Origin of the sequence: Nocardiopsis mwathae (assembly GCF_014201195.1) — a bacterium.
Classification (GTDB): Bacteria; Actinomycetota; Actinomycetes; order Streptosporangiales; family Streptosporangiaceae; genus Nocardiopsis_C; species Nocardiopsis_C mwathae.
This window is the reverse complement of sequence record NZ_JACHDS010000001.1, coordinates 3,944,014-3,970,790: the sequence shown is the minus strand read 5'-3', so window position 1 is coordinate 3,970,790 and position 26,777 is coordinate 3,944,014. Positions and strand designations below refer to the sequence as shown.

The window sequence follows — 26,777 nt, the reverse complement described above, 5'->3', positions numbered from 1 at the left end:
CACTATCGGAGCGCGACACACGGTTCCACGGCATACCGATCCCGTAGAGCTTGCGCCACGCCCGCGAAGTGCCTGACCCGACCGCAGGGGAACTCCCGGGCCGAGCCGCCCACGGGCGCCGGGCGTCCCGGCGTTCCAGGCCGATTCTCCGCGGCTCCGTATCGTCGGAGTCGCGACCTTTGACGGGAGGAGCTTTCCATGGCACAGAAGGTTCAGGTCCTACTGGTCGACGATCTCGACGGAGGTAAGGCCAAGGAGACCGTAGCCTTCGCGCTGGACGGCAGGAACTACGAGATCGATCTCTCCGACGCCAATGCGCGGAAACTTCGCAAGGCCTTCGACAAGTTCATCGACGCGGGCCGGAAATCCGGCCGGGGGCGTGCGCGGGGGCGTGGCAAGACCCGCCCTGCGGCTCCTGCGCGTGAGGACACCGCCAAGATTCGCGAGTGGGCCAAGAAGAAGGGCTACGACATCAGCGAACGAGGCCGCATTCCGTCCGAGATCCGAGAGGCTTACGAAAAGGCCGCCAAGTGACCCGAGACTGGGAGGAGTAACGGCCACCGAGCACCGGCGAGGTGGCCGTTACCCGTGGGGGCGGCGACAGGCCCGACCACCGGGTCAGGGCGGTACGCGTGGGGCCGTGCCGGGTCGGGCGACAGCCGTGCGGGCTCCGGTGCCGGTGGCGTTCCGCCGTCTACGCGATGATCACCGGTAAAGCCCTATCCGCCGCTGGTGGCGGGTCCGGGATTCCGTTCCATGAAGGCGTGGCGGCGAAGGGGGTGTGGGAAGCGGTCGCCCTTGAGCCGGGCGGTCACCGTCACTCGCGTCCCGCGGGCCTGGTGCGCCGACCGGTCGGGCGGCTCACCCGGCGGTCGAATGGCGCGGCGGCGTTCGGCCGCGAGGACGTCATCGCTCCGCCGGCGAAGAAGTCCTCCCTGTGGCGGTCGAGAGGCGTCCCGCCGCTATCCCGCCTCCTCGACGCGGAGGCGGCGGTCCACCCAGGGCAGGACGTCGGTCATCATGCCGCGCCAGGTGTCGAAGTTGTGTCCGCCGGTCTGGCGTTCCAGGAGTTCGGCGCGCATCGGAGCCTTGGACCGCTCTGCGAAGCGGCGCGCGGCCGCCGGGTCGCCGTCGCCGCCGTCGGCGATGACCGACAGCAGCACGTCGATCGGGGGCGGCGGGGCGTGCTCCACCCGCCAGCGGAGGTCGTTCTCCTGGCGGTAGGCCTTGCTTCCGCCGTACAGGTCGCCGGTGGTGTCGTCCTGCACCGCGCGCAGGTCGGCACCGAGGCCCACCGCGGTGCGGTAGGTCGACGGGTGCATCATCGCGGTGCGCAGCGCACACGAGCCGCCCGAGCTGACACCCATGATCGCCCACCCCTCCCGGGTCGGGGCGGTGCGGTACCGGCCACTGATGGCCTCGGGCAGGTCCTCGGCGAAGAACATCCGTGACTGCGGGCCGTCGGGCACGTTCACGCACAGGGTGTCGCGCGGCGGGGCCACCGTGGGCCGGGTGAGCACCCAGATCGTCGGCTTGATCTCGTCCTTGGCCCGCATCTCCCCCACGAGGTTGGGGAGATTCAGCAGCTCCACGAGGTTGCGGGCCTCACCGGGGAAGCCACTGAGGACGACGCCGACGGGGAACCGGTCGTCCTTGTGCTCGGGCTGGAAGTACTCCGGGGGCAGCAGCACGTAGCCCTCCAGGTCGAGCCCGGTGCGCACCCCCTTGAACTCGACCCTCTCCATGGTGCCGATGCTCTTGGGGGTCCCGGCGGTGATGTCGTCCTCCGGCAGCACCCGCGCGGACGAGGAGTCGGGGGCCTCCCCGTTCCCCTCACCGGCCTGGTCGGCCGTCGGCGCGGTCCTGCCCAGCAGCGCGTCCCAGGTACCGAAGAACGAGAAGTACGCGTTGGCGAGCCCCGCTATCAGCGCGATCACGCACACCACCGACACGCCCAGCATGCCGAGGCGGGCCAGGACACCCCACACGCCGGGGCGGGCCGCGCGGCGCCAGAACACGATGACGGCGACGGTCGCAAGCGCCGCGACGGCGCCGAGCATGGCGAGCAGGGCGGTGCCGGTCGGTTCCACTTAGGCGGCGCTCCGTTCCGTTCGGCGGTGTCCGGGTCTCACGGGCCCTCCCGGCGGGAAGCGGCCCCCTCGCCCTTGGGGGCGACCCAGCGGGCGACATCCCCCATGCGGGATTTCCACGATGCGGCGGTGGTGCCGCCCGTCGCGCGGAGGGCCGTCACGGTCATCGGCTCGCCGGCGGCATCGTCGAGCTCGTCGGCGGTGCGGTCCTTCCCGCCCGTTTCTCCGACCAGGACGCGGATGGGCGGGGCGGGGAGGTGCCGCAGGCGCCACAGCGGGTCGCTGAGCGAGCGCACCTCGGCGCTGTCGCCGTACAGGTCGCCGTTGTCGGGGGTGCCCGGGCTGCCGCCCAGCATGACCGCGGCCCCGTAGACGTCGGAGCCGGTCATGGCGGCGCGCAGCGCGCAGGCTGCGCCGTCTCCGATTCCGGCGACCGACCAGGCGCGCCGGTCGGGGGAGGTGCGGTAGGTGTCGCGCAGCAGCCAGGCCGTGTCCTGGCCGGCGAACGCAAGGCCGCGCGGCCCCTTCGGGACGTCGACGCAGGCGCGCGCGGTGTCGTCGGAGGGGGCGAGGACGGCCCAGATGGCGGGGTCGACGCGGCCGGCGCGTGCCTCGGCCAGCTGCGCGGCGGCGGGGGAGAGGTCGGTCATGAGGCGCTGCGGGTCCTGCCCCTGGCCGGCGACCACCGCGACGACGGGGAAGGTCCGCTCGTCCGCGTTCTTGGCGAAGTACTCGGGTGGCAGGTAGACGGTCCCGGTGCCACGCAGGCCGGAGGCGGGGCCGGTGAAGGAGACCTGTTGGAGCTGGCCGACGGCCGCGGGGTCGGCGCCGCCGGGTACCCCGGGGGCGGTCCGGCCGGTGACCTGGAGTTCGACGGCCCTCGTGGTCGCGGGGGAGGTGTCCTCGCCCACGATGCGCTGCTGGGAGCCGGTGGTGAAGAGGTCCGACCAGGTCGGGTAGGCCTTCACCTCCCGGTTGGCCACCGCGGCGAGTGCGGCGAGCACGGTCACGTCGACCAGCAGCACCAGGCCGATCCTGCCCAGGACGGGGAGTACCCCGCGCCCGGCCAGGCGGGGCCACAGCCACACGGTGAGCACGACGGCGGCCACCGCCAGCAGCGCCAGCGCCAGCAGGAACTTGCCGCTCGTCAGGCCGAATCCGGTGTCCCCCGCCACCAGCGGCGACCACATTCCGGCAGCGACCCACGCCAAACCCTGTACTCCCCCGTCACCGGCGCAGCGTCCCCGCGCTCACTCATGACCCGCCCGGCACCGGTCGTCCCCCCGCCTGCGTGCCGCTCCGGTCAAGGCCCTGCCGTCGATGCTACGAGCGTGTCGTCGGCGATCCCAGGAAGCAGCGGCAAAGTTCCGGTCAACCCGCGGGTGTCATGCTTCACCGATCGTGTGCTCGACCAGTGGTGTCCATAATTCGGTGTATGAGCGAGGGAAGCGGATGTCGGGAAGAGCAGCCGGACAGCCGCGGCTCGCCGAGGACCGAGTGGATCAGCGTGCGGCCGAGGCGCGTCCTGCACTGGTGTGTGAGATCGCCCCTGACCTTCGCGTTCGTCAGCGTGGTCGCGGTGCCGTTCGTTGCCGGTCCTGTCGTGCTGTGGGTCGAGGGGGAGCAGCCAGGGATCTTCCTTGTCGTCCTGGGCGTGGTGTTCGCGATGACCGTGGTCATGACCGCGGGGGCGAACTTGTGGGTGATGCCGACGTACTTCGCCGCGCAGGGGGTCGAGGTCACGCCGCTGGGGCTGCGTGCGGCGCAGCGGCCCCTGCTGTGGTCGGCCGGCCAGGACCTGTTCCTTCCGTGGCGTGCGATCCGCGGTGTGGTGGTGCGCCGATATCGCGGCCGGATGCCGCGGCGCGCGGCGTTGGAGGTCCACGTGGCTCCGGACGGGAGCCACGTGAGCCCGCCCGGGTTCACGGTGTTCGTCCCGGCCGGCGACCCGCGCCGGGGTGGTCCTCACCGCTACGACCGGCTCGTGTTCACCGGACGACCGGCATCGCGGGTGCGCGAGCGGATCGAGGAGGTCGCCCCGGAGCGCCTCCGCGACCCCGGACCCGACCCCGCGGAGGTGGCGCCCGAACGCCGGGTGCGATGGCGGGACGCCGCCCCCGGCACGTCCGACGACCCACCCGACCGTTGCACGCAAGGGGCGTGGATCCGGGTGCGGAGGGTCGACCGGCGGAAGGGCCGGTGGCACTTCACGCTGCACTTCGGCCCGCTCCTCGCGGCGCTGGACGCGGTGCTGATCGGCGGATTCCTCATCAGCGGGGAGGGGGAGCGGATCGCGGAGTTGTGGCTGATCCATGTCATCACGGCGGTGCCGCTGGTCGGCATCGCCTACCTGGTGCCGCGCTTCATGACCCGACAGGGGGTGCGCGTCGGCGCCGACGGTGTCGCCCTCGTCTCCGAGGGCAGGTGGTGGCTCCGCGGCGGCACCGTCTTCCTGCCGTGGGAGCGCATCGATTCGGCCGTCGGCCACACCGGTTTCCGGCGCCCCTGGTTCAGCTACATCCCTTTCGAGCACACCACGGTGACCCTGTTCCTCGACGGCCCTCTTCCTTCGGCCGGGTCCGGCGGGTCGTCCGGTGATGCGTCGGCCGCGGCGCCGTATTGGGCCGCGGTTCGAGACGGGAGCGTCGTGGTGCCGGTGGACGTGTCGGGCAAAGCGCGGCTGCTCGGCGCGATCCGGACCGCCCGTCCCGGCCTGGAGGTCGTGGAGAGTCCGAGCGGCGAGGTCTAGGCATTCCGCACCGATGGGATCCCCGGCGCGTCGGATCGCCGTGCGGTCCTGCGCGAATCCCCGGCTCGGTGCCGGAAACGCGGCAGGGAATATCCCTGAGTGAGGAGGGAGAAGTGCTGTGCCGGTGGTCACCGATTTCCACCGTGGTGGCTGAGTCGACCTCAGAACGGTAGTGGTAAGCCCCGCACACCCGGCAGTGGCCGATACGGGCCGATGACTCCCGGGAACCTGTCGGAGTTGACGCGTCAGCGCGGCTGTGCGATATTGATGGCGGCACCGAGGTTGAAGTTCATGGTAAAAGTGGACATACGTTTCTGATTTGCGTTATGCTGCCCCCTCGCGCTGCCTTTCGGCGCCCCGGATTCGTCCGGGGTTTTTGGCGTGCGTGCACTTCGATTCCGTCCGTGCCCTCCGGAAGGACCCCTGTTGGCAGCCTCGCGCAACACCTCCGCCGTATCCTCCGGCCTGCGCCGCGTCTCCTTCGCGCGCACCCGGGAGCCCCTGGAAGTTCCTGATCTTCTCGCTCTGCAGACCGACTCGTTCGACTGGCTGCTGGGCAATGAGAAGTGGCGTGCCCGAGTCGAGGCGGCCCGTAACGCCGGCCGCAAGGACGTTCCGGAGCGGTCCGGTCTCGAAGAGATCTTCGAGGAGATCAGTCCCATCGAGGACTTCTCGGGCACGATGTCGCTGTCGTTCCGCGACCATCGGTTCGAGCCGCCCAAGTACTCCGAAGAGGAGTGCAAGGACAAGGACATGACCTACTCCGCCCCGATGTTCGTCACGGCGGAGTTCATCAACAACGACACCGGTGAGATCAAGAGCCAGACGGTGTTCATGGGTGATTTCCCGCTCATGACGGTCAAGGGCACGTTCATCATCAACGGCACCGAGCGTGTCGTGGTGTCGCAGCTGGTCCGCTCCCCGGGCGTGTACTTCGATCGCCAGGTCGACAAGTCCTCCGACAAGGACCTGTACGGCTGCAAGGTCATCCCGTCGCGGGGTGCGTGGCTGGAGTTCGAGGTCGACAAGCGCGACTTCGTCGGTGTGCGCATCGACCGCAAGCGCAAGCAGGGTGTGACGGTCCTGCTCAAGGCGCTGGGGTGGACGACCGACCAGATCCTGGAGCGGTTCGGCGCCTATGAGTCGATCCGCAACACGCTGGAGAAGGACCCGACGGCGGGGACCGACGACGCGCTGCTGGACATCTACCGCAAGCTGCGTCCGGGGGAGCCGCCGACCAAGGAGTCGGCCCAGGCGCTGCTGGAGAACCTGTACTTCAACCCGAAGCGCTATGACCTGGCCAAGGTGGGCCGGTACAAGATCAACAAGAAGCTCGGGGTGGAGGCGGAGTTCACGCAGGGGACGCTGACCGAGGACGATATCGTCGCGACGATCGACTACCTGGTGCGGCTGCACGCCGGTGAGGAGACCATGCCGGGCGTCGACGGTGAGGTCATCGTCGAGACGGACGACATCGACCACTTCGGCAACCGGCGTGTGCGTACCGTCGGTGAGCTCATCCTGAACCAGGTCCGGCTGGGCCTGGCGCGGATGGAGCGGGTCGTGCGCGAGCGCATGACCACCCAGGACGTCGAGGCGATCACGCCGCAGACCCTGATCAACATCCGTCCGGTCGTCGCGTCCGTCAAGGAGTTCTTCGGCACCTCGCAGTCCTCCCAGTTCATGGACCAGACCAACCCGCTGGCCGGTCTGACCAACAAGCGGCGGCTGTCCGCCCTGGGTCCGGGCGGTCTGTCCCGTGAACGCGCCGGCTTCGAGGTGCGCGACGTCCACCCGTCGCACTACGGCCGCATGTGCCCGATCGAGACGCCGGAAGGCCCGAACATCGGTCTGATCGGCTCGCTGGCCGCCTATGGCCGGGTCAACTCCTTCGGCTTCGTCGAGACGCCCTACCGCAGGGTCGTCGACGGCCGCCTGAGCGACGAGGTCGTCTACCTCACCGCCGATGAGGAGGACCGCTACGTCATCGCGCAGGCCAACACCCCGGTCGGCGCCGACGGGACCTTCGCCGAGGATCGTGTGCTCGTTCGCCGCAAGGGTGGCGAATTCGAACAGGTGGCGGTCGGTGAGGTCGACTACATGGACGTCTCGCCGCGCCAGATGGTGTCGGTGGCCACCGCCATGATCCCGTTCCTGGAGCACGACGACGCCAACCGCGCGCTGATGGGCTCCAACATGCAGCGCCAGGCCGTGCCGCTGCTGCGCGCCGAGGCCCCGTACGTCGGCACCGGCATGGAGTACCGTGCGGCCACCGACGCGGGCGACGTCATGCTGGCCGAGGCCGCCGGTGTGGTCGAGGACGTGACGGCCGACTATGTGACGGTGCTGGCCGACGACGGTACGCGCAAGACCTACCGGCTGGGCAAGTTCAAGCGGTCCAACCAGGGCACGTGCTTCAACCAGCGCCCGATCGTGGCCGAGGGCCAGCGGGTGGAGGAGCGCCAGGTGCTGGCCGACGGCCCCTCGACCGACCAGGGCGAGATGTCGCTGGGCAAGAACCTGCTGGTGGCCTACATGTCCTGGGAGGGCCACAACTACGAGGACGCGATCATCCTCTCCCAGCGGCTCGTGCAGGACGACGTGCTGTCCTCGATCCACATCGAGGAGCACGAGGTCGACGCGCGGGACACCAAGCTGGGTCCCGAGGAGATCACCCGGGAGATCCCCAACGTCTCCGACGAGGTGCTGGCGGATCTGGACGACCGGGGGATCATCCGGATCGGCGCGGAGGTCGTGGACGGCGACATCCTGGTGGGGAAGGTGACGCCGAAGGGCGAGACCGAGCTGACGCCGGAGGAGCGGCTGCTGCGGGCGATCTTCGGGGAGAAGGCGCGGGAGGTGCGCGACACCTCGCTGAAGGTGCCGCACGGTGAGTCGGGCAAGGTCATCGGTGTTCGGGTGTTCAGCCGGGACGAGGGCGACGAGCTGCCGCCGGGTGTCAACGAGCTGGTGCGTGTGTATGTGGCGCAGAAGCGCAAGATCACCGATGGTGACAAGCTGGCCGGCCGGCACGGCAACAAGGGTGTGATCGCCAAGATCCTTCCGCAGGAGGACATGCCGTTCATGGCCGACGGTACGCCGGTCGACATCATCCTGAACCCGCTGGGTGTGCCGGGCCGGATGAACATCGGCCAGGTGCTGGAGGTCCACCTGGGCTGGCTGGCCAAGAACGGCTGGCATGTCGAGGGCACGGACGAGCCGTGGAAGCGTGCGCTCCACGACATCGGGGCGGCCGAGGCACCGCCGAACTCGCACGTGGCCACCCCCGTCTTCGACGGCCTGCACGGCGACGAGCTCAGCGGCCTGATCACGTCGGCCCTCCCCGACGAGGACGGCAACTCCCTCATCGGTACCGACGGCAAGACGCAGCTGTTCGACGGCCGCACCGGCGAGCCCTTCGACCAGGCGATCTCCGTCGGCTACACCTACTTCCTCAAGCTGCACCACCTGGTGGACGACAAGATCCACGCGCGCTCCACCGGTCCGTACTCGATGATCACCCAGCAGCCGCTGGGTGGTAAGGCGCAGTTCGGCGGCCAGCGGTTCGGCGAGATGGAGGTCTGGGCGCTGGAGGCCTACGGCGCCGCCTACGCCCTGCAGGAACAGCTCACCATCAAGTCCGATGACGTCGTCGGCCGTGTGAAGGTCTACGAGGCGATCGTCAAGGGCGAGAACATCCCCGAGCCGGGCATCCCCGAGTCCTTCAAGGTGCTCATCAAGGAGATGCAGTCGCTCTGTCTGAACGTGGAGGTGCTGTCCAGTGACGGTATGTCCATCGAGATGCGCGACACCGACGAAGACGTCTTCCGTGCAGCGGAAGAACTGGGGATCGACCTCGGCCGCCGCGAACCGAGCAGCGTCGAAGAAGCCTGACGTCTTTCGCACGTCACCTGCGGGTCCCGTCCCGAGCCGGTAGGAACACGCCCCCTCCCGGCTCGGGCCCGCCACCCGACCCCGAACCGGACACGGCGGCCCCGCAACGGCCGGAACCGCAGCGGGGCCGCCCCCTCCCGCCTCGACGAACACCGGTGCCGGGACTCACCCCACCTCCCCAAGCCCTTCGTGTGGCGATCGATTCGAGAACTCGAATTTCGGACGGTGGAGTTCGTGTCGGCGTCGCGGTCTTCACGCGCCGCGCGGGGCGTACATGATCACGGCGACGCCCACCAGGCAGATCAGGGCGCCGACGATGTCCAGGCGGTCGGGGCGGTAGCCGTCCATGACCATGCCCCAGGCCAGTGAGCCGGCGACGAAAACGCCGCCGTAGGCGGCCAGGATGCGCCCGAAATCGGCATTGGGCTGCAGCGTGGCGACGAAACCGTAGAGTCCCAGGGCGATGACGCCGGCACCGACCCACAGCAGGCCGCGGTGTTCGCGCACGCCCTGCCACACCAGCCAGGCCCCGCCGATCTCGAACAGGGCGGCGAGGATGAACAGGAGGACGGACTTTACGGGCAGCACGTGAATGACTCTCCGGGGTTCGGGACGGGCGGACGTCCATGCCTGCACCGGGGCGAACCGGCACAACAGGTGCGATGTGCGGCGGTCCTCCATTCTGCACTCCACCCGTCTGCACTCCACCCGGACACCGAACCGAACCTGTCCCACATCGGCGTCGCGGACGACCTCAACCGGTTACGCAGCGTTATATTCGGGTGGTGCTGTGGGCCTGACAAGGGAGGGGACGCCGCGTTGCGAGTCGGTACGTTCTTGTCGACGGCGCCGATCGGAACCTCCGATGCCGTGCGCCGACTGCCGGTGCACACGATCCCCGCGGACGACCAGGAGCGGTGCCTTGCCCTGCTGGCCGACCTCGACGGCCTCGACGGTGTGGAGTTCGTCCACGGCCTCAACATCGACCGGACCCACATCCGCAACGGGCGCGTCCACCACGGCGGCCTCTGCCTCAACGACCTCGACCTCTACGTCTGGTACGCGCAGATCGACCGCGGCCCGCACAGCTACCACCTTGAGGCCCTGGAGAACCTGAGCCGCGACACCCGGGTGATCGTCGACCCGGAGGGCCTGGCCAACGGCGTGGACAAGCACCGCGCCCACCTGGCGCTCAGGCGTGCCGGGGTGGCCGTGCCCGACTCGGTGCTGATCCACCAGGGAAACGTGGCGGCCGCGGAACCGGTCCTCGCCGAGTGGGGGAAGGCGGTCCTCAAGCCGCGCCGGGGCTACTTCGGCACCGGGGTGCTCCTCATCGACGGCTACCCCACGCTGCGCGACCTGGTCGGCTATCTGACCAGCGCCGTGCCGACGGCCCCCGACGGCACGTACCTGCTGGAGCGCTTCTACGACAACGACCCCGCCGACTGGATCTCGGCCACCGTCATCAACGGCTCGCTGATGTACGGCTACCGCAAACGGCCGCACCGGTGGGCGCAGATGGGAGGCGGCGCCGCCAAGGTCTACGACCCCGGCGGGGAGGGCGGTGGCGTCGACGCGTGCGAGGTCCCCCCGGCCTACGCCGAGCAGGCCCTACGTGCCCAGAAGGCCCTGGGCGCGCACATCATCGGTTTCGACATGATCCTCCACGGCGGTTCCCCGATCATCGTCGACGAGAACACCTACCCCGCCCTGTACCCGGAGCTGTTCCGTGCCGCCGGCAAGGACCTCGGCCTCGAACTCTTCCGGATGGTCTCCCACGCCATCGAGGACGTCCGGACCGGGGCGCGGACGTGACGCGGCCACCGGATCGGGACGGTGCGTGGGCGAGAGGCGCGTCCGTCAGGCGGGGAGGGAGGCGCGGATCGCGCTGGTCAGCTCGGGCCAGGTGGTGGCGCAGCGGCTCGGCGTACATCGAACGGGGGACGCCGGTCGGCCGAACTTCATCCCCGCGGCGGAAGGAATCCGGGGGCGCCGTTGTGACCCTGGGAGTGAGTGTCGCCCGTGGCGCGGCCGGGCGCACAAGGGGGGCGGCAGAACAGGGAGGTGGCACGCATGCCGGAGGAACAGACGGGTCCGGTTCGTCACACAACACTCGCGGGGTCCATGAAGCAGCCCGACAGCGCCCGCACCGAGGCCATCTCCGTGCGGAACGAGTTCGCGCCGCTGCGCGAGGTCGTGGTGGGCGCCAACGATCCCGACGGGCTGGTGATGCCGTTGTCGTACTCCGCCGTGAAGTACATCCGTCTCTCCCCGGAGGAGGTCGAGTTCCTCGACAGGAACGCGGGCCGACCGGTGCTGGACGTCTACCCGCCCGAGGAGGTCCACGCCGTCACACGGGAGCTCGACGACCTCGCGGCGCTGTTCGAGGCCGACGGGGTGCGGGTCCACCGGCCTCGGCCGTTCACCGATGCGGAGTCGCGGTACGTGGTGCCGGGCGGAGCACCGGTGTTCGCCCGCGACCCGATCATCGTCGTCGGTTCTGCGGTCATCGAGGCCTCGCTGATGATCCCGGGGCGCCGCAAGGAGGCGTTCGCCTTCCGCGATGCGCTCGCCGCCCGGCTCGCCGAGGATTCCGAGGCCTGCTGGATCGCGGCGCCGCCCCCGCTGCCGAGCGAGTTCGACATCGAGCGGCCCGACGGACCGGGGCCGTTCCTCGAAGGCGGCGACGTGTTCCTGCTGGACGACGACATCCTCGTCGGCGACTCCGGTCTGGCCAGCAACCGCGCGGGCGTCGACTGGCTGCGCCGCCACGCCGGCGGTCGGCGGGTCCACCAGGTGCAGCTGGCCGACACGTGGCTCCACCTCGACTGCGTCCTCGCGGTCGTCCGGCCGGGACTCGCCATCGCCCATCGTCCCGCGTTCACCGGCGGTCTCCCCGACCTCATCGCCGACTGGGAGGTCATCGACGCGACCGAGGAGGAGGCTCGCGCCATGGGGTGCAACACCCTCTGCCTGGCCCCGAACCGGGTGATCGTCCCGAGTGAGCACACCCGGCTGATCGGAGAGCTGCGCCGCCGCGGTGTCGAGGTCGTCGACGACATCTCGTTCGCGAAGGTGTCGCAGAACGGCGGCGGCGTCCGCTGCGCCACCGCCCCTCTGGTCCGCGGCTGACCTGGAGTCGGTGGAGGCCGCAAGCGGCTGCCGCCCCCGTCGGTCACCCCGCGGGGTGACCGACTCTCCTCTGCCGAGATCATCGGAGGAGAGGGTGGGGAAGCGCTGTCCGGTGGCTTTTCGGGCTCGGTTGGACGTTGTGGGCGAGCCGATCGACGGTTCGGGTCGGCCGGAAGCCCGTTTTTCCGCTTCGCGTGCAGCGGTTTCCGCGATCCGGGAGCCCTGGGGTCTCGCTGAAGACGAGCATGGGCTCGCATCCGACGATTTCCGTTTCGTCCGATTGAATCCCATGGTCATTGCGGGAGGGGGTTTCAGCCGGCCGGAAACCACAGATCCGGGCGCCCAGCCCGCCTGGATCCGGCGCCCACTTAGGGAAAGTGCTTTCCCGCGCCTTCCTCCGTTGATCTCGGGGCTGTCGACCGAACACCGACGAGAATTCGGTCGACAGCCCCGAGAACAACGGAAGCAAGGGATCCGCTTCGAGGGTGCCGACCGGGCTCGGGCAGGGTGCTGCTCGTCGCCGGTCGCCGGTCGCCGGGCGCCGGTCGCCGGGCGAAGGGCGAAGGAGGGGGAGGGGACGCCGGGGCGCTCCTCTGTGCCGTCCACGGAGAGCCGGGCCGGCGGCCGTCCTCCCCCTCCAGCGCGTCGTCGTGATCGCTCGCGTGCTGCGTGCGTTCGACCGAGAGTGAGTCTTGCAACTCTGTGCCGAATCGTCAACACTGTATCGTCTGAAACAAACACACTGTTGAGTAACTGCGATCTAAGGTTGCAGGTGGGAGAGGGGGAATAGGGGTGTGATCGCAGCATCTACCCTCTGCACTATGACCCCGCCTGAATCTCCGCGCCTCCGGCGCAGCCAGAACGCCGAGGACAGTGCCGCTCGGCGCCTTCGTCGCCAGCTGCAACTCCAGCAGAGTTTGGCCGACCTGCTGCGGCACAAGTCGTTTCGGGACATCTCGGTGACCGAGGTCGCCGCCGGAGCCGGCATCAGCCACTCCAGCGTCTACACCTACTACGGCGACCAGGACGCCAAGACCGAGATCCTTCGCGACGCGATGGACGCGCGGTTCACCGCCCTGATGTCCCGTGTCGACCTGCGGTTCGGGCGTATGGAGGGCTTCGAGGAGTACATCGGCCGCCTCCTCGACGACCTCATCGCCTTCTGGGAGGACTCCGGCGGGCTGCTCGGCGCCGCGATGGCCACGTCCTTCGAGACGAAGACGACCGAGCCGGAGTGGTGGCAGGGCCACATGGCCCCCTGGGAGGAGGCCCTGCGCGAAGCGGTCGAGGAGGCGCGGTTCGCCGACCTGCTCCCCCGGGACGCGGGGGACGCGCGCCCCCTGGTCCAGATGATCCTGGGCATGGTCTTCAAGCGGTGCCACGACGTTCTCACGGCCCCGCACACCGACGAGGACCGCGCCGAGCTGCATAGGCTGCTGCTGATCGCGGTGCTGCGTATCCTCGGCAGACCATGCTGACTCCCGCCTTCGGGCCTGACGACGGGAGAGGTGAAGGCCGACCGTGACAACGTCGGCGGGTCGCGGTGTCCTTCGCCGTCCTCCGGTAAGGACGTGATGATGGTGTGCGAATCCTCGGTCCCCTGCGAGTGTCCGCCCCTCCCGGTGCCGACGAGCGCCCGCCGCTGCGGTGGGCGCTCGCGCCGCTCCCCGGTCCGAGGGGTGTGGTCCGCGAGATGCTGACCCGCACCGAGGACGAGATGCGAGGGCCCCGGCCGACCCCGGCCCATGAGTGCCCCGAAGCCGCCCCCGGGATCGCCGGGACACCCCCGAGTCCCGCCGCCCGGATCCGCCCATGATGGCCGCGAGCGCCTCGCCGCCCCGCCCGCTGCGGTGGCACCTCGACTTCACCGGCGTCGTCACCCTCGTCCTCGACCGGCACGGGCACGGCGCCAACCTGCTCACCGGCGGCCTCATCGACGCGCTGTCGGATGCGGTCGACCACCTCCACCGGTCCCGGGAGGACATCACCGGGGTCATCCTCACCTCGGCCAAGCCGACGTTCATGCTCGGCACCGCCCCCGCGACGCTGGAGCGGTTCGCCTGCGACCGGCGCGGCCGCGACGCCGCCCTGGGCACGTTGCGCACGACCCTGCGCCGCCTGGAGCGGCTCGGTGTCCCCGTCGTCGCGGCCATCGACGGCAGCGCGCTGGGGGCGGGCTTCGAGCTGGCGCTCGCCTGCCACCACCGCATCGCCGTCGAGGACGACGGGTCCCGGGTCGGGCTCCCTGACGCTGATGCGGGCCTGCTCCCGCTCGCCGGGGGCGTCTCGCGCGTCGTGCACCGCTGGGGGCCGGCGGCGGCGCTGGCCAACCTGTTACACGAAGACGCCGCCTACCCGCCCCGGCGCGCGCGGGCGCTCGGCCTGGTCGAGGAGATCGCCCCCGACTCCGACGCCCTGCAGCACCAGGCCGAGGCGTGGATCGCCGCCAACCCGGACCCCGTGCAGCCCTGGGACCGCCTCGGGCACCGGATGGCGGCCGCCCCCGCCACCCCGGCGCGCCCGGCCGCACCCCACGACGCCTCCACCGCGCGGGCGACGCTCGTCTCCACCGCCTACCGCGTCGCGGCCATGGCCGGAATCGACGCCGCACTCGCCATCGAGCAGGAGGCGCTGGGCGCCCTGCTCGCCGAGTCCATCCGCCCGCCGCACGGGACGGAGCGCCCCGCCGACACCGCCGACACCGCGGAGAGCGCGGAGAGCGCGGAGAGCGCGCCGAGCGACGCCCCCGACAGCGGCGGCCACCGGACGCGCTTCTCCTGCCGCACCCGGCGCGGTCGGCGCGACCTGCCGCCACTCCCCGCCTCCGCGCGCCTCCTCATCGCGAGTCCGGGAGGCGACGGCCGCCCCGCCGCCCTGTCCGAGGCCACCCCGGCCCGGGCCGAGGGCGCCGCCGGTGCGGTCGACGACTTCTGGCGCACCGGCGGTGGGGAGCGCGGTGTCCCCGTCGTAGTGGAGGATTCCGGCCCGCCGCGGGGTGGCAGCGTTTTCCGGATGTTCTACCTCCAGCCGGACCGGGTGCGGCGGGAGGGTACCGGTGGCAGGGAGAGCCGGCAGGAGCCCGATGTCCGGCGCGTGCTGGGCGTGGGCGGTGAGGCGGCGGATGGTGGCCCGGTCGGCGTGGGGCCGGGTACCGACGCCGCCACCGGCTATTTCATCGTCCTGGCCGGGACGGTGGTCTGCGTCCTGGACGGCCGCGAGGTGGAGCTGGGCCCCGGTGACGTGCTCGTCCGGGACAGGGTCGACCACACCTGGTCGAACCGCGGCGACGAACCGGCCGTCCTGGGAGTGGTGCTGGTGGGCGGTTCCTGACCGGGGGCCGCGGACCGGCGGCCTCGGCTCTGCGGCGCCGGGCGGGAGGGGTGCAGGCACCACTCACCACGTTCCCACGCCACCACTGTGTGTGAAGACGTCCCCCACCCCGCACCGGCAAGCCTGGCATATGGCCTGGTGAGTCGCCTGATCAGTACCTTCGACGACATGAGCACAAGCGCGGTGAACAGCCCCTCCAAGCCGACCACTCCGCAGCGGCGGATCCTCGACCTCGATGCGCTGCGCAGCTTCGCGCTCTTCGGAATCCTGGTCGTCAACATCGGCTTCTTCGCCTCGGGTTACACCTTCCACCAGGTGCACGACCCCGCCTTCACGTCCCTCATGGACAAGGGCGTGCACTGGTTCGTGGCGATGTTCTTCGAGACGAAGTTCTACCTGCTCTTCTCGTTCCTGTTCGGCTACAGCTTCACGCTGCAGCTCGACTCGGCGCAGCGGAAGGGCGTCGACTTCAGGTGGCGCTTCCTGCGCCGCCTGGGCGGGCTGTTCGTCATCGGGGCGCTGCACGCGGTGCTGCTCTTCCAGGGCGACATCCTCACCACCTACGCCCTGCTCGGCCTGCTGCTGCTGGCGATGCACCGGGTCACGGCGCGCACCGCGCTCATCACGGCGGCGGTGCTGGTCGGCCTGGTCGTGATCCAGTTCCGCTGGCTCGGGCTGAGCGGGATGGCGGCGTTCGACGCCGACGCCGCGCTGGCCGCCGGTGCCCACACCACGGCTGCTCTCGCCGCAAGCCCCGCCACGGTGATCATGGAGCACGTGCAGGCGCTGCCGCACATGGCGGTCGCGCTGGTGGGCATGCAGGGTCCGGTCGCCTTCGCCGCGTTCCTCGTCGGTCTGGCCGCCGGTCGCCACCGGGTGCTCGCCGACGTCGGCGCCCACGACCGCGCGCTGCGCCTCGTCCAGTGGATCGGCTTCCCGGTCGGCCTGGTCGGCTCGCTGGCCCTGGCCGACATGGGCGGCACCAGCGACGTCTACGCGCTGTCCATGGTCATCCTCACCGGCCCGTTCCTGTCCGCCGCCTACGCCGCCACGCTGCTGCGGTTCTTCCAGAGCGAGCGCGGCGCGCGGCTCGCCGCCGCGCTGGCCCCGGCCGGGCGCATGGCGCTGTCCAACTACCTGGGCCAGTCGCTGATCTGCGCGATCATCTTCACCGGGTTCGGCTTCGGCCTGGTCGGCCGGGTCGCCCCGGCCTACGTACTGCTGATCGCCGTCGCGATCTACGCGGCCCAGCTGTGGCTGAGCGCCCGCTGGATGGCCGTGCACACCTACGGCCCGATCGAGTGGGTGCTCCGCGCCGTCACCAACCTGGAGATCCCCACCTGGCGCCGCACCCCCGCCCCCGCCCGCCCGGCCGCCGCTCCCGGGCCCGCCTCCGGAGACCGGGGCGGCGTCCTCAAGGTCGGCTGAGCCGGCTCCGACGGCCCGCGCCGCCGGAGCGTCCCCTGCCCCGGAGGGCAGGGGACGCTTCTCAGTCGCGCGACCAGCGCTCGGGCAGGATGCGTCGCCACAGCCCGGGCGAGGGGGACTCACGCAGCCACCGCAGCTGGCGGTCGTACCGGTCGGCACGGGCGCGCTCCCGTTCGGCGCGGATCCGCTCCCGACCGGCCTGGCGCCGGGCGTCCTCCAGCTTCTCCTGGCACGCACAGCAGGGTGTCGGCTCGCGGTGCTCGCGGTCGTCGGCGAACACACCGTCCCCGTCCACCCACCGCACTCCGTAGATCTCGTCGACGAGCCGGTCCACGTCGGCGGCCGTCGCGCCGAGGCGGTAGGCGCGGGCGAAGGCGGCGGTGCGTTCGAGGCGCGGATAGGGCGCCTCCTCGCCGGAGCCGCGCAGCAGCACCCCGACCAGCCCGGCGCGTTCCCGGTCGGCGGTCTCGATCAGCGTGCGCAGGGCCCAGCGGGTGGGGCGGCTGTCGGCGGGAAGCGTGAACCGGAACGGCACGGCACCGTCCCGAACCGGGGGGACATCGCCGAACCGCACACGGTCGTCCGTCCGGTAGGTCTCCCGCAGCAGGCGCAGGTCGAGGCGCGGGTCGTCGAGCGGAGCCCGCCTTTCGTCGGCGTCCAGCTCGGCCCACGGCCCGACGAGCGTGACGCGGACGTCGTCGACCTCACCGGTCAGCAGGCCGTCGACGGTGTCGCGGACCCTTTCCCAGGGGTGGTCGCCGACGTCGATGACCGCGTCGACGTAGGGCACCTGCCAGCGCCGCCCGCGGATGTCCCGCCGCAGGTCGGAGTCGGGGATGCGGTGTCCGACGGAGGGGATCCGGTAGCGGGTGGCCTCCTCGTGGCGCATCCGCGTCCGCGCCTCGCCGAGGTGCCAGGCGCCGGCCCCCAGTTCGGGGATGAAGACCACCCCGGCCTGGGCGAGCCTGTACCCCAGCTCGACGTCCTCGCCGAGCAGCAGCGTGGGGTCCATGCCCCCGACGGCGTCGAAGAGCTCGCGGCGCACCGAACAGGTGGCGCCGGTGAACACCCGGTAGGCGCGTGGCCCCTCGGAGCGCAGCCGGTCGGTACGGTTCAGGATCCGCTCGATCCACACCTCCGGCCCGTTGTCACGGCCGAACAGCTCGGCGGCACGCCCGTCGCGGACGGCCTCGAAGGCCTCCTGCGCGCTGAGGTCGCCCGGCGTGAAGTCCACGAACCGCTTGTCGCCGATCACACCGAGGTAGTCGGCCCGGTGGTGCCAGCGCAGCTGCGACTCCACGTGGTCGCGGTGGATCAGCATGTCGGAGTCGAGGCGCAGGACCACCGCCCCCTCCGAGACCGCCACGCCGGTGTTGACCGCGCCGCCGGGCCCCCACACCGACGGGTCGGGGCGCACGATCCGGGTCCGCTCCGGCCGGATCTCCGGCAGGGTGAGCGGCGGGTCACTGCCGTCGTCGACGACGACGGTCTGCATGAGGCGCTCGGGGTAGCTCTGCGCGGCGAGCGCGGCCAGCACCAGGGGCAGCTTGTCGGCGTTGCCGTGGGCGGGGATGACCACCGACACGTCCAGGGTGGGCGTCCACTCGCCGAGCTGCGGCGGTATCAGCACGGAGTAGTCGTTGCGGCGGATCCGCGGCTGGTGGAGGACGGGCCCCGACTCCTCGCTCCGCGGTGCCACGCCCCCTGGTTCAGGCGATGCCTTGTCGACGACCGTCACTGTCTCTCTCCATGTGCGTTGCTCGGGTGGTGTGCGGCGGCTGCGGAACGAGCGAGGGATCGCAGTCCAGCAGGGCACTGGGCCGCCACCCGTACCACTGCTGGCCGCCGCGGCGCAGATAGAACGCGGTCCCGTCGTCCCACGTATGGCCTGACCTGCAGCGGCGCGTCACGTAGCCGAGCCCGTGGGTGATGTAGATGCGGCCGCCGGAGCGCACCACGTTGTGCAGGAACTGGTTGTCCTCGGAGACGGCGAGGGGGCGGAACGCGACCATGTCCTCCAGGACGGCGCGGTCCATGGTGATGGTTCCCCCCGAAACCGCCGGGACGGTCCGCTCCACCTCGGCGGGGCGGCGGATCGTCTGGTGCAGGTCGACCACGTAGACGTACTCGTCGGGGCACCCGACCACGTCGGCCCCCGAGTAGTCGCGGGCCAGCAGCAGGTCGGAGAGGTGGTCCGGCGAGTACCAGTCGTCATCGTCCATCTTGGCGATGACGCTCCCGCCCGCCTTGGCCGCGAGCCGGTTCAGCACCGTTCCGAAGCGGGTGCCGCCGTCGGCGGCGTGGACGGTGATCTCGCGCCCGGAGGCGCGGAAGGCGGCGACGGCCGCGCGCACCTCGGGGAGGTCCGGCTCCACACCGTGCAGACCCAGGACCACTTCGAGGTCGACGCCGCGCTGCAGGGCGATCTGCCGCAGCGCGAAGTCCAGCAGCCCGGGGCGTCGGGTGCACAGGACGACCGAGACCGACGGCTCCGGAGGAACCGGGAACCCGGCGCCGGCGCCGATCCGCCGCCAGCGGGCCAGGGAGCCGTGGGTGCGCAGCGCGGCCCGGCGCAGCCGCACGCTGTGCTCCTCGCGGGTGAGCGGGTCGGCCAGGTCGTCGGCGGTGACCGAGGTGAGCAGGGAGCACAGGTCGTCGCCGAGGCACCGGCCCCACCGGGGCACCGGGTCGCTGAACACCGGCACACCGCCCGCCGCCAGGCCGGCGACCGCGCGCACGGCCGCCAGGGGCCCGCTGTGCCGGTGCCATTCCACGCGTACCCCGCGCAGGTGGCGGAGCCGGTCGAGGTCGACGTCGGTGACGGTGCCGGAGTCGGGGACACGGAGGAGGACCGTCCTGCCGACGACCACGGCCCACCGGTCCGGGCGGGGGACCAGGCCGCCGATGTGCGGGCCGGGCGTCGACCGGAAACCGGTCGGGTTGACGGCGCGCTCGTCGATCGGGGGGACGTCGTCGACGTCCAGCGCGCCGGGGTGCAGGTCGCGCAGGCGTGTGCCGTCGCCGCCGTGGCCGAGGCGCGCCCAGGAGAGTGTGGCGAGGCCGGGCCGGTCGGTGCAGGCGACCGTGTCGTCGGTCCAGTGCGGCGGCCGGCCGTTATGGGAGCGCAGCGCGATGTCGGCGACGGGAGCCGCCCTGAGCAGGGGCACGGGGCCGCCCGGATCGGGGACCGCGACCGCCGTCGGGTCGCCCGGGCACCACAGGGAGGCGTCCGGGCCGCTCAGACCGGCGAGGGGTGAGGCGGGCCGCTGGCGTCGGCCGCCGCCGACCGCGCGGGCCACCGCCAGTACCGCCTCCCGCACGGCGACCGGTTCCAGGAATCGGAACTCACACGTCCAGGCGTCGTCGGCGTGGCGTTGGGCGTGCAGGGTGTGGAGGTCGGCCCACTGGTTCAGGCCGGGGGCCGAGGGCAACGGCGGGGTGCCGTTCCTCGGGAGGGCGCGGATGCCGAGGAGGAGGTGGGCGGAGGCCGGGAGCGCCTCGCTGGGGAGGACGGCGCGTCGCAGGTCGGCGGGCGTGGCGGCGATGAGGACGGCGAGGCCGACCGGGGTCGGCCGCGCGTCGGTGCCGGTACCGGGGGGCGCGGGGTCGCCGGGGGCCTCGGGAACGGCGTCGTCGAGGTCGAGGACGCGGTCGCCCTTCCCGGGCGGGCGGGCCGGGAGCAGGTCGCGGGCCGTGTCACCGCCGATGTGGCACAGCACCGCGCCCTGGTGGCCCGACAGCTCCAGTGCGGCACGCACCGTGTCGGGTATCACCGCGTTCCCCGTTCCCAGGTGAAGACGTGCACGTCGATGTCGCCGGACAGGCCCTCACGGCGTAGTGCGGGGTGGTCGTCCAGCCAGCGCTCGGTGACGGCGCGGCCGTCGGCGGCCTGGGCGTCGTCGAGGACGACGAGGGCGGAGGGCGAGCACAGCGGGAGCAGGGCGGGGCCGGCGGGGTAGCGGGCCTCGGCGCTCGCGTCGGTGGGCGGGCCGTCGACGAAGAGCATGTCGATTCCGGCGAGGTCGTGTATGGAGTCGAGGTGGTACCAGCGCCGGGCGGCGGCGGTGCCGGCGTCGTCGCCGGGCGGCCGCCAGTCGGCCAGCGGCGCGAACCGCACCTCGACGATCCCGTCCAGCCCGTGGGCGGCCACCATGTCCCGGGTGAGCCGCGCGTAGCGCTCGTCGTGTTCGAGCGCCACCAGACGTCCGGTGCCCGTTCGGCGCAGGGTCTCGCCGAGCCAGATGCTGCTGGTCCCGCTCCCGCATTCGACGAGAAGGGCGGGTTGGCGCTCCAGGACCGCCAGCGCGACGAACCGCTGCACGTCCGGTGAGGCCGCCCAGCCGCGCGGTGTCGGGGCGAACGGGCGGACCTGCATGATCTCGCAGCCTCCCGGCCCTTGGTCGTCGCCCGGTTCCGGTTCGTCGGTCGGCCGGGGGTCGCCGTTGTCCTGCGGGAGGGGGATGCGGTCGGTGATTCTCGGAAACCGCTCGAAGTGATGGGCTTCGGAGCCGTTGGCGGGGGTCGGGCGAATGTGGTCGAGATTCCCGTTGATTTCCCGGACGGCCGCGCGCACGCGGTCGACCGACCCGGCGAGTTCGGTGCGGGTTCCCTCGATGATCTCGGTGAATTCGACGCGGTGTTCGCCGATCGCCTCCGACATGCTGCGGGTGTTGGTGTCGAGTGTGCGGCCGAGTCGGCGGATCTGCACGATCACCCGCCGCATCAGAAGGGCGAGTACGCCGATCGCGAGGCCGACCGCACCGGTGGCGGCAAGCCCCAGGGCCGCCGTCCACCCCACGGCGTCCGCCGTGCGCGCGGTGATGATGAGCCCGACCCCGACCACTGCGATGACCAGCAGCAGGAGTGGAAGTCGCGACCGCGGCAGCGGCATGGTGGAAACCCCCGTGAATGAATGACGGCCGTACGTCGCCAATGCCCGAAAACGGTGGCGGCCGCGGTGCGTTGTCGGCGCGGAAATCACCGCCGTTCCCGCCGCGTGCTTCGATTCCAATCGTGAAGCGATGCCGGTGCGACGGGGTTCGATAGGGAGTAATGCTAGCCGGGCCGGTCTTCCTGCGGCACGGAACACGCCCGGGGGAGTTCGCTCACCGCCGCTTCGATTCCACGGAATTCCCCTGTGGAGGTTCCCGATTCCCGCCCTTTCGTCGATCTCGGAGATATCGACGTAATACTCGTCGTTATTCGGTCGGTATCCCCGAGATCAACGGAAACGGGACGTGAAACCGCCTTCTGGGTGCCTCTCGGCCTCTGTCCGCGGCTCCGGTCGCGTCATCGTCCGCCCGCGTGCCCCCGCAGGGGGCGCGGCGGTGTGCGTCCCGCTCGCGGCAGTGCTGGCGCATCGGGCGGATGCCGCCGACACCGGTGCTGCCGCGGCCGAAGCCGGGGCCGTGCGGCGGGCCGGCCACGCGCACCGGTGCGTCCGGGCCGCCTTCCCCGCCCGGGGCCAGGTGCCGGGCGGCGCGGCCGGCGGGTCGTGGGCGTCCCGGTACTCGGGGGCGGTGCCCGGAGGCGCCCGGACGTCGGCGGCGGTGGCCCCGGCGAGGACCGCCGCCACCGTCCCGGTCATGAAGCCCGGGCCGGCGGGGCCGTTGGCGCGTTCGGGCAGGTCGGGGTCGAGCAGGGCGTCCACGTAGCGCTCGGCGACCCGCGGTGTCCGGACGGGGTGGGTGAGGGTGTCGTCCGTCGGCAGCACCGACCGCGCGTCGGCGAGCGGCAGGTCCACGCCCGGCGTGGTGAAGGCGTCGAGCGTCCGGTGGCCGATGGCCATGTGTACGTAGAGGCCTTCGTGGCCCACGCGGTCCTGGACGGCGGCGACGAGGTCGTCTCCGGAAAGGTGGCCGGACAGGGATTTGGGGGTGGCCACCACGTGGAAGGGGGCGGCCACGGGGGCGAACTGCGTGCGTCGATCAGATGGCCGCCGCGCCCTCGGGCTCCTCGGAGATCGGCTCGGCGAAGAACGCGGCGGGGCTGGTGTGGACGTAGGCGTCGCCGGCATCGGCGGAGTCGACGGTGTCCGCTGCGGCCGCGGAAGCGGAAAGGAGGGCGGTCGTCGCGGCGAGGGCGAGCGCGGCCGAGAAGCGGGTGGGGGTGAAGCGGCCCCGGGGGAGGACGGGCATGTCGGGAGGATACCGGGGGTTTCGGTTTCCGTGATCATCACGGCACTTGACGGGGCAGAGTGGGTGAAATCGACACTTTTTGCCGTGATCACCGGTAGAGGCGGGCGTGCTTCGGGGGAGAGGCGGGTGAATATGCGGAAAAGCCGGATGCCGTGAGGATGTGCGCACTATATTCGCCGCATGTGGAAGGGTTCCGAATTCGGCCGCTGGCAGCGGGATGAGGATCGGATCGCCGTTGCGCGGCGCATGGCGTGGCGCGACGGGAGATCCACCATCCACGGGCTGCTGCAGTTTCGGTCGGCCTCGCGCAGAGCCGGCGTGGCCGACCCCGAGGCGCGGACGCTGGAGTTCTGCGACCGCCTGATCCGCGAGGGCGACCGCCAGGTGTCGCTCAGCGCCCGCTACTTCAAGGTGATGCTCCTGCGGGAGCAGGGCCAACCCGAGCGCGCCATGGCCGAGCTGGAAGTGCTCGAACGCTGCGCCCCCACCGTGCACACCGCCGAGCAGCTCGGCTCGCTGTGGGCGGCCGACGGCGATCTCGAACGGGCGCTGCACTGGTACACCTGCGCCCTCACCCTGGAGTGCCCCGCCGACGGTGCGGCGCAGCGCGACCGGCGCCAGGCGGGCCGCAACCGGACCGCGGTGCGGACACAGCTCGGGCTCCCACCGGACGAGCTGGACTTCCTCCTGTTCCAGGAGGACATCGAAGCCGAGGCGAAGTGCATGCGCGAGCACCCCGACACCGGTGCGCCCGTGCTGACCCCCTACTTCCCGCGGAGCGAGGTCGAGCGCGCCGCGGCCGCGGAGGCGCTGCCGCCCGGTGTCGACGCCGAGCTCTACTACCAGCGCAGCGAGGTCCTGTGGCAGATCGCCGCGGAGACGCACGGGGTGTGGCGGCGGCTCCTGGTGCCGGTCAGGGTGGAGGACCACGAGATCGTGCAGCGGCTTCCGTCGGGGCCGGACGACCAGCCGGGCACACGCGAGTACTACCTGCTCGACCAGGCCGAGCGGGTGGGCGTGACCCACTGGCCGCCGCACGACCCCGCGCCGTGCTGGTGCATGTCGGGGCAGCCCTACGCCTGCTGCTGCGGCCGTCCGCGGCGCTGACCGCGGCGGGGGATCGCCGGGCCTCGCGGCGCCGGGTTGTCCACAGCCCGGGGAACCGGCATGGAGATCCGGGCCGCGCCCGCCCACGCTGGACCCATGACCTCAGCCAAGAGCAGCGACCGCGCCGCGGCTCGCCCCATCGGTTCCCGACCTGACCGCCCCTTCCGTCCCCTCCCCGCCGCCGTGTCGGCGGACCGCCCCCTCACCGCGGACTCCACGCTCGCGGGGCTCGTCGCAGCCCAGACCCGGCTCGCCCGCGTCGCCGCCCGGCAGTGCGGGTGTGTCACCACCGAGCAGGTGCACGAGTCCGGGCTCGGTCGGCGGCGGCTCACCGCCATGGTCGACGCGGGCCACCTGGTGCGCCGCTACACCGGCGTGTACCAGGTGGCCCTGCCGCTCGCGCAGATCGCGGGCGACCCGCGGCTCGCCGCCCCCGGGCTGCCACGCGAGGTCATGGCGGCGCAGCTCGCACTGGGGCGCGACTCCTGCGCGTGCCTGGAGACCGCCGCGCGGCTGCACGGCCTGTGCGATCCGCGGCGGTGGGGCGGCGCCGTGCACATGGCCACCCGGCCGCGGGGCAAGGTGCGGTGCCCGGCGCCTCCGCTGCTGGTCCACCACCGGTGGATCCGCAGGAGTGACCTCACCCGCAGGGGTCCCGTGCGGCTGACCACGGTGCGGCGCACCCTCGCCGATCTCGCCGGCACGGCGCCGCGTGCGGAGTTCGCGCCCATGGTCGCGGCCGCGCGGCGCCTGGGCCTGGTCAGCGCGGCCGAGGCCCGCCGCTTCCTCGGCGCCGCCGGAACCGCGCAGCACCCCGGCCCCCGCCCGCGGGCGGAGTCCCGCGCACCGGGCGCACGAGAACGGGGCGCGGCCCGGTGCCGCGCCCCGCTCGACCGCCGATCGGCGACACAGGGGGGTGGTTCCCCGCCTACCCGGCGGCGGTGATGCGGCCGGAGCCGCCCTCGGGGTAGTCGGCGGCGGTCACCCGGCCGCCGAGGTCGTCGGTGAGGTAGGTGAACAGGGCCGTCTGGTAGTTCGCGCCCACGACCGTGTAGTCGGCGCCGCGGAACGGCCACTGGTCGCCGCCGCGCGCGGAGAAGTCGATGGTGGCCACGGAGATCGCCGGGCCGTCCACGACCTCGCCGTCGGCGACGATGACGGTGCCGTCGTGCAGCTCAAGGTCGCGCACCCGCTCGCCCGCGCGCAGTACGTCGCCGTCGTCGTCGACCTGCTGGGCGGTGCGCGAGGCGTCGTATCCGAAGTCGAACCCCGCGACCTGCGCGAACCGGCCGTCGGCGGCGGGCATCGAGGAGACCGCGTTCTCCAGCAGCTCCTTGACCTGCGCGCGCGGCACGTCCGGGACGACCACCACCTGGTTGGGGAAGGGGGCGATCGTGTAGGTGTCCAGCTCGGAGACCCGCCCGGGGCCGACCACCGAGTTGTTCCTGATCCCGCCGCCGTTCTGGAGTGCGATCTGCGGCTCGGGCACACCGTACTCGGCGGCGTTGGCGCGGCCGGTGGCCAGCAGCGCGTCGGCCATCAGGCTGCCGAGGTTGGTCTCCTGTGTGCGAACCCCCGGATCGCGGCGGCCGTCCAGGCCGACCTCGGCGGTCGCGGCCGTGGTCTCGGCCAGGTCCGCGACATAGGCCTCGACCGGCTGGTGGACCTCCTCGTGAACGTCCGGGTGCGGCTCGACGGCGTCGTCGCCGACACCGGAGACGCGGACGGGGGCCGAGCGGTCGGCGACCGAGGTGACGTTGCCCTGCCTGTCGAAGTTGACGACGAGGCGGCCGACGTACTTGTAGTCGGAACCGGCGGTCACGATCGGCACCTCGGCGCCGGTGGAGTCAGCCACCCACAACGGGTACTCCAGCGGTTCGCCGGTCTCGGGGTCGTTGGGCACGACGTCGCCCGGCACCAGCGGGGTGCCCGGGGAGGCCTGGGTCTCGTGGCCGCCTCCGGCGATCATCACGTCGACGTCGCGCAGCTCGCGGGCGAGCAACTTGTCCTCACCGATGCCCTGGAGGTGCGAGATGACGATGATCTTGTCGATGCCCTGCGCGGTCAGGGCGTCCACCTCGCCCTGGACCGCGGCGCGCACGTCCGGGTCGACGACGGCGTTGCGGGGGCTGGAGATGGCGGGCAGCAGCGGCGTGATGGCGCCGACGATCCCGATCCGCTCGCCGCGCTGCTTGACGACGGTGCTCGGCGCGATGCGGCCCTTCTCCTCCAGCTCGGCCAGCCGAGGTTCGCCGGAGACGTCGATGTTGGCGGCGAGGAACGGTACGTCGCCGGGGGTGGCGGCGATGAAGTCGGCGTAGGTGTCGGGCCCGAGGTCGAACTCGTGGTTGCCCATGGAGATCGCGTCGTACTCGGCGTAGCCGGTGGCGACCGCGTCGTAGAAGGGCGCGCCGTCCTGCTGGCCGGCGGCGAACTGCGGCCCGGAGAGGAACATGTCCCCGGACGACAGGGTGACGACCCCGCGCCGTCGCGATTCGCCGGCCTGGGCGGCCCGGGGACTGCGCTCCTCCTCCCGCAGCCGGTGCATCAGCGAGGTGAACCGGGCGGCGCCGCCGTAGTCGGCGTCCGCGGGGGCACCGAGGAGCTTCGACTCGGTGTCGTTGGCGTGCAGGATGGTCAGCGTGTAGTGCGTCCTGCTGTTGCCGCCGCCATGGCCCCCCTTCGGTTCAGCGGACGCCGGCACCACCGACGTGGCGACGAGAGCGGACGCGATCACCACCGCGCCCGAGGCGCGCAGCAGGGATCTGGGGGGACGGAATCGTCTCGACATGCACGGTTCCTCTCCGGAGACGGGGGACGGTAGAGCGGGGCGGAATCGAACACGGCCCGGCGGGCGCACCCACCGAACCTGCCGGGATCATACGGGGGAGGCGTTACGAGCCGGCCGAC

19 protein-coding genes are annotated in these 26,777 nt (G+C 71.8%); 10 read left to right on the top strand and 9 right to left on the bottom strand.

Annotated features, from left to right (window positions below; translation table 11 throughout):
* Positions 1 to 198: 198 nt before the first annotated feature.
* On the top strand, positions 199 to 534 hold the full coding sequence (locus HNR23_RS17220; protein WP_184076739.1) for a histone-like nucleoid-structuring protein Lsr2: 336 nt from the start codon (positions 199 to 201) through the stop codon (positions 532 to 534).
* A gap of 428 nt (positions 535 to 962) precedes the next feature.
* Here the strand turns inward: HNR23_RS17220 and HNR23_RS17215 are convergent, their stop codons facing one another.
* Positions 963 to 2,090 carry an alpha/beta hydrolase-fold protein gene (locus HNR23_RS17215; protein WP_184076737.1) on the bottom strand — a complete coding sequence of 376 codons (1,128 nt, stop codon included), beginning with the start codon at positions 2,088 to 2,090 and terminating at the stop codon, positions 963 to 965.
* A gap of 38 nt (positions 2,091 to 2,128) precedes the next feature.
* Complete coding sequence (locus HNR23_RS17210; protein ID WP_184076735.1) at positions 2,129 to 3,301, bottom strand: alpha/beta hydrolase; 1,173 nt, start codon at positions 3,299 to 3,301, stop codon at positions 2,129 to 2,131.
* Positions 3,302 to 3,525: 224 nt separating this feature from the next.
* Here HNR23_RS17210 and HNR23_RS17205 point away from each other — a divergent pair, with 224 nt between their 5' ends.
* Complete coding sequence (locus HNR23_RS17205) at positions 3,526 to 4,839, top strand: hypothetical protein (RefSeq protein ID WP_184076733.1); 1,314 nt, start codon at positions 3,526 to 3,528, stop codon at positions 4,837 to 4,839.
* Positions 4,840 to 5,265: 426 nt separating this feature from the next.
* Positions 5,266 to 8,733 (top strand): DNA-directed RNA polymerase subunit beta, encoded by a 3,468-nt coding sequence (gene rpoB, locus HNR23_RS17200; protein WP_184076731.1) that lies wholly within the window; start codon positions 5,266 to 5,268, stop codon positions 8,731 to 8,733.
* A 252-nt stretch (positions 8,734 to 8,985) separates the two neighbouring features.
* Here rpoB and HNR23_RS17195 read toward each other — a convergent pair whose 3' ends face one another.
* Entirely contained in the window at positions 8,986 to 9,321 is a 336-nt protein-coding gene (locus HNR23_RS17195) for a YnfA family protein (protein WP_184076729.1), read from the bottom strand.
* 282 nt (positions 9,322 to 9,603) lie between these two features.
* On the opposite strand from HNR23_RS17195, the gene HNR23_RS17190 reads away from it, so the two are divergent.
* The 5 genes from HNR23_RS17190 to HNR23_RS17170 all read left to right on the top strand — a co-directional run bounded on the left by HNR23_RS17190 (position 9,604) and on the right by HNR23_RS17170 (position 16,623).
* The gene (locus HNR23_RS17190; protein ID WP_184076727.1) at positions 9,604 to 10,548 is read left to right on the top strand and encodes an ATP-grasp domain-containing protein; all 945 of its coding nucleotides are present in this window, start codon (positions 9,604 to 9,606) and stop codon (positions 10,546 to 10,548) included.
* A gap of 309 nt (positions 10,549 to 10,857) precedes the next feature.
* The gene (locus tag HNR23_RS17185; protein WP_184076725.1) at positions 10,858 to 11,865 is read left to right on the top strand and encodes a dimethylarginine dimethylaminohydrolase family protein; all 1,008 of its coding nucleotides are present in this window, start codon (positions 10,858 to 10,860) and stop codon (positions 11,863 to 11,865) included.
* 821 nt (positions 11,866 to 12,686) lie between these two features.
* Positions 12,687 to 13,343, top strand: coding sequence for a TetR/AcrR family transcriptional regulator (locus HNR23_RS17180; protein WP_184076723.1), 657 nt, complete (start codon positions 12,687 to 12,689; stop codon positions 13,341 to 13,343).
* 334 nt (positions 13,344 to 13,677) lie between these two features.
* The gene (locus HNR23_RS17175) at positions 13,678 to 15,195 is read left to right on the top strand and encodes an enoyl-CoA hydratase-related protein (RefSeq protein WP_184076721.1); all 1,518 of its coding nucleotides are present in this window, start codon (positions 13,678 to 13,680) and stop codon (positions 15,193 to 15,195) included.
* A 168-nt stretch (positions 15,196 to 15,363) separates the two neighbouring features.
* On the top strand, positions 15,364 to 16,623 hold the full coding sequence (locus HNR23_RS17170; RefSeq protein ID WP_184076719.1) for a DUF418 domain-containing protein: 1,260 nt from the start codon (positions 15,364 to 15,366) through the stop codon (positions 16,621 to 16,623).
* A 61-nt stretch (positions 16,624 to 16,684) separates the two neighbouring features.
* On the opposite strand, the gene HNR23_RS17165 is transcribed toward HNR23_RS17170, so the two are convergent.
* The 5 genes from HNR23_RS17165 to HNR23_RS17145 form a co-directional block, all read right to left on the bottom strand.
* Positions 16,685 to 18,322: a glycosyltransferase gene (locus HNR23_RS17165; RefSeq protein WP_184076717.1), complete on the bottom strand. Its 1,638-nt coding sequence runs from the start codon at positions 18,320 to 18,322 to the stop codon at positions 16,685 to 16,687.
* A gap of 10 nt (positions 18,323 to 18,332) precedes the next feature.
* Positions 18,333 to 20,381 (bottom strand): glycosyltransferase, encoded by a 2,049-nt coding sequence (locus HNR23_RS17160; protein ID WP_343070599.1) that lies wholly within the window; start codon positions 20,379 to 20,381, stop codon positions 18,333 to 18,335.
* An 11-nt stretch (positions 20,382 to 20,392) separates the two neighbouring features.
* Positions 20,393 to 21,514, bottom strand: coding sequence for a class I SAM-dependent methyltransferase (locus HNR23_RS17155; protein ID WP_184076713.1), 1,122 nt, complete (start codon positions 21,512 to 21,514; stop codon positions 20,393 to 20,395).
* A gap of 330 nt (positions 21,515 to 21,844) precedes the next feature.
* Positions 21,845 to 22,528, bottom strand: a complete 684-nt coding sequence (locus tag HNR23_RS17150) for a hypothetical protein (protein WP_184076711.1) — start codon at positions 22,526 to 22,528, stop codon at positions 21,845 to 21,847.
* A 22-nt stretch (positions 22,529 to 22,550) separates the two neighbouring features.
* Entirely contained in the window at positions 22,551 to 22,760 is a 210-nt protein-coding gene (locus HNR23_RS17145) for a hypothetical protein (protein WP_184076709.1), read from the bottom strand.
* A gap of 180 nt (positions 22,761 to 22,940) precedes the next feature.
* Between HNR23_RS17145 and HNR23_RS17140 the strand changes: the two genes are divergently transcribed.
* On the top strand, positions 22,941 to 23,867 hold the full coding sequence (locus HNR23_RS17140; protein ID WP_184076707.1) for an SEC-C domain-containing protein: 927 nt from the start codon (positions 22,941 to 22,943) through the stop codon (positions 23,865 to 23,867).
* Positions 23,868 to 23,963: 96 nt separating this feature from the next.
* Positions 23,964 to 24,812 (top strand): type IV toxin-antitoxin system AbiEi family antitoxin domain-containing protein, encoded by an 849-nt coding sequence (locus HNR23_RS17135; protein WP_184076705.1) that lies wholly within the window; start codon positions 23,964 to 23,966, stop codon positions 24,810 to 24,812.
* Here HNR23_RS17135 and HNR23_RS17130 read toward each other — a convergent pair.
* Positions 24,796 to 26,658, bottom strand: a complete 1,863-nt coding sequence (locus HNR23_RS17130; protein ID WP_184076703.1) for a bifunctional metallophosphatase/5'-nucleotidase — start codon at positions 26,656 to 26,658, stop codon at positions 24,796 to 24,798. The two genes, HNR23_RS17135 and HNR23_RS17130, sit on opposite strands and share 17 nt — an antisense overlap.
* Positions 26,659 to 26,777 lie beyond the last annotated feature (119 nt).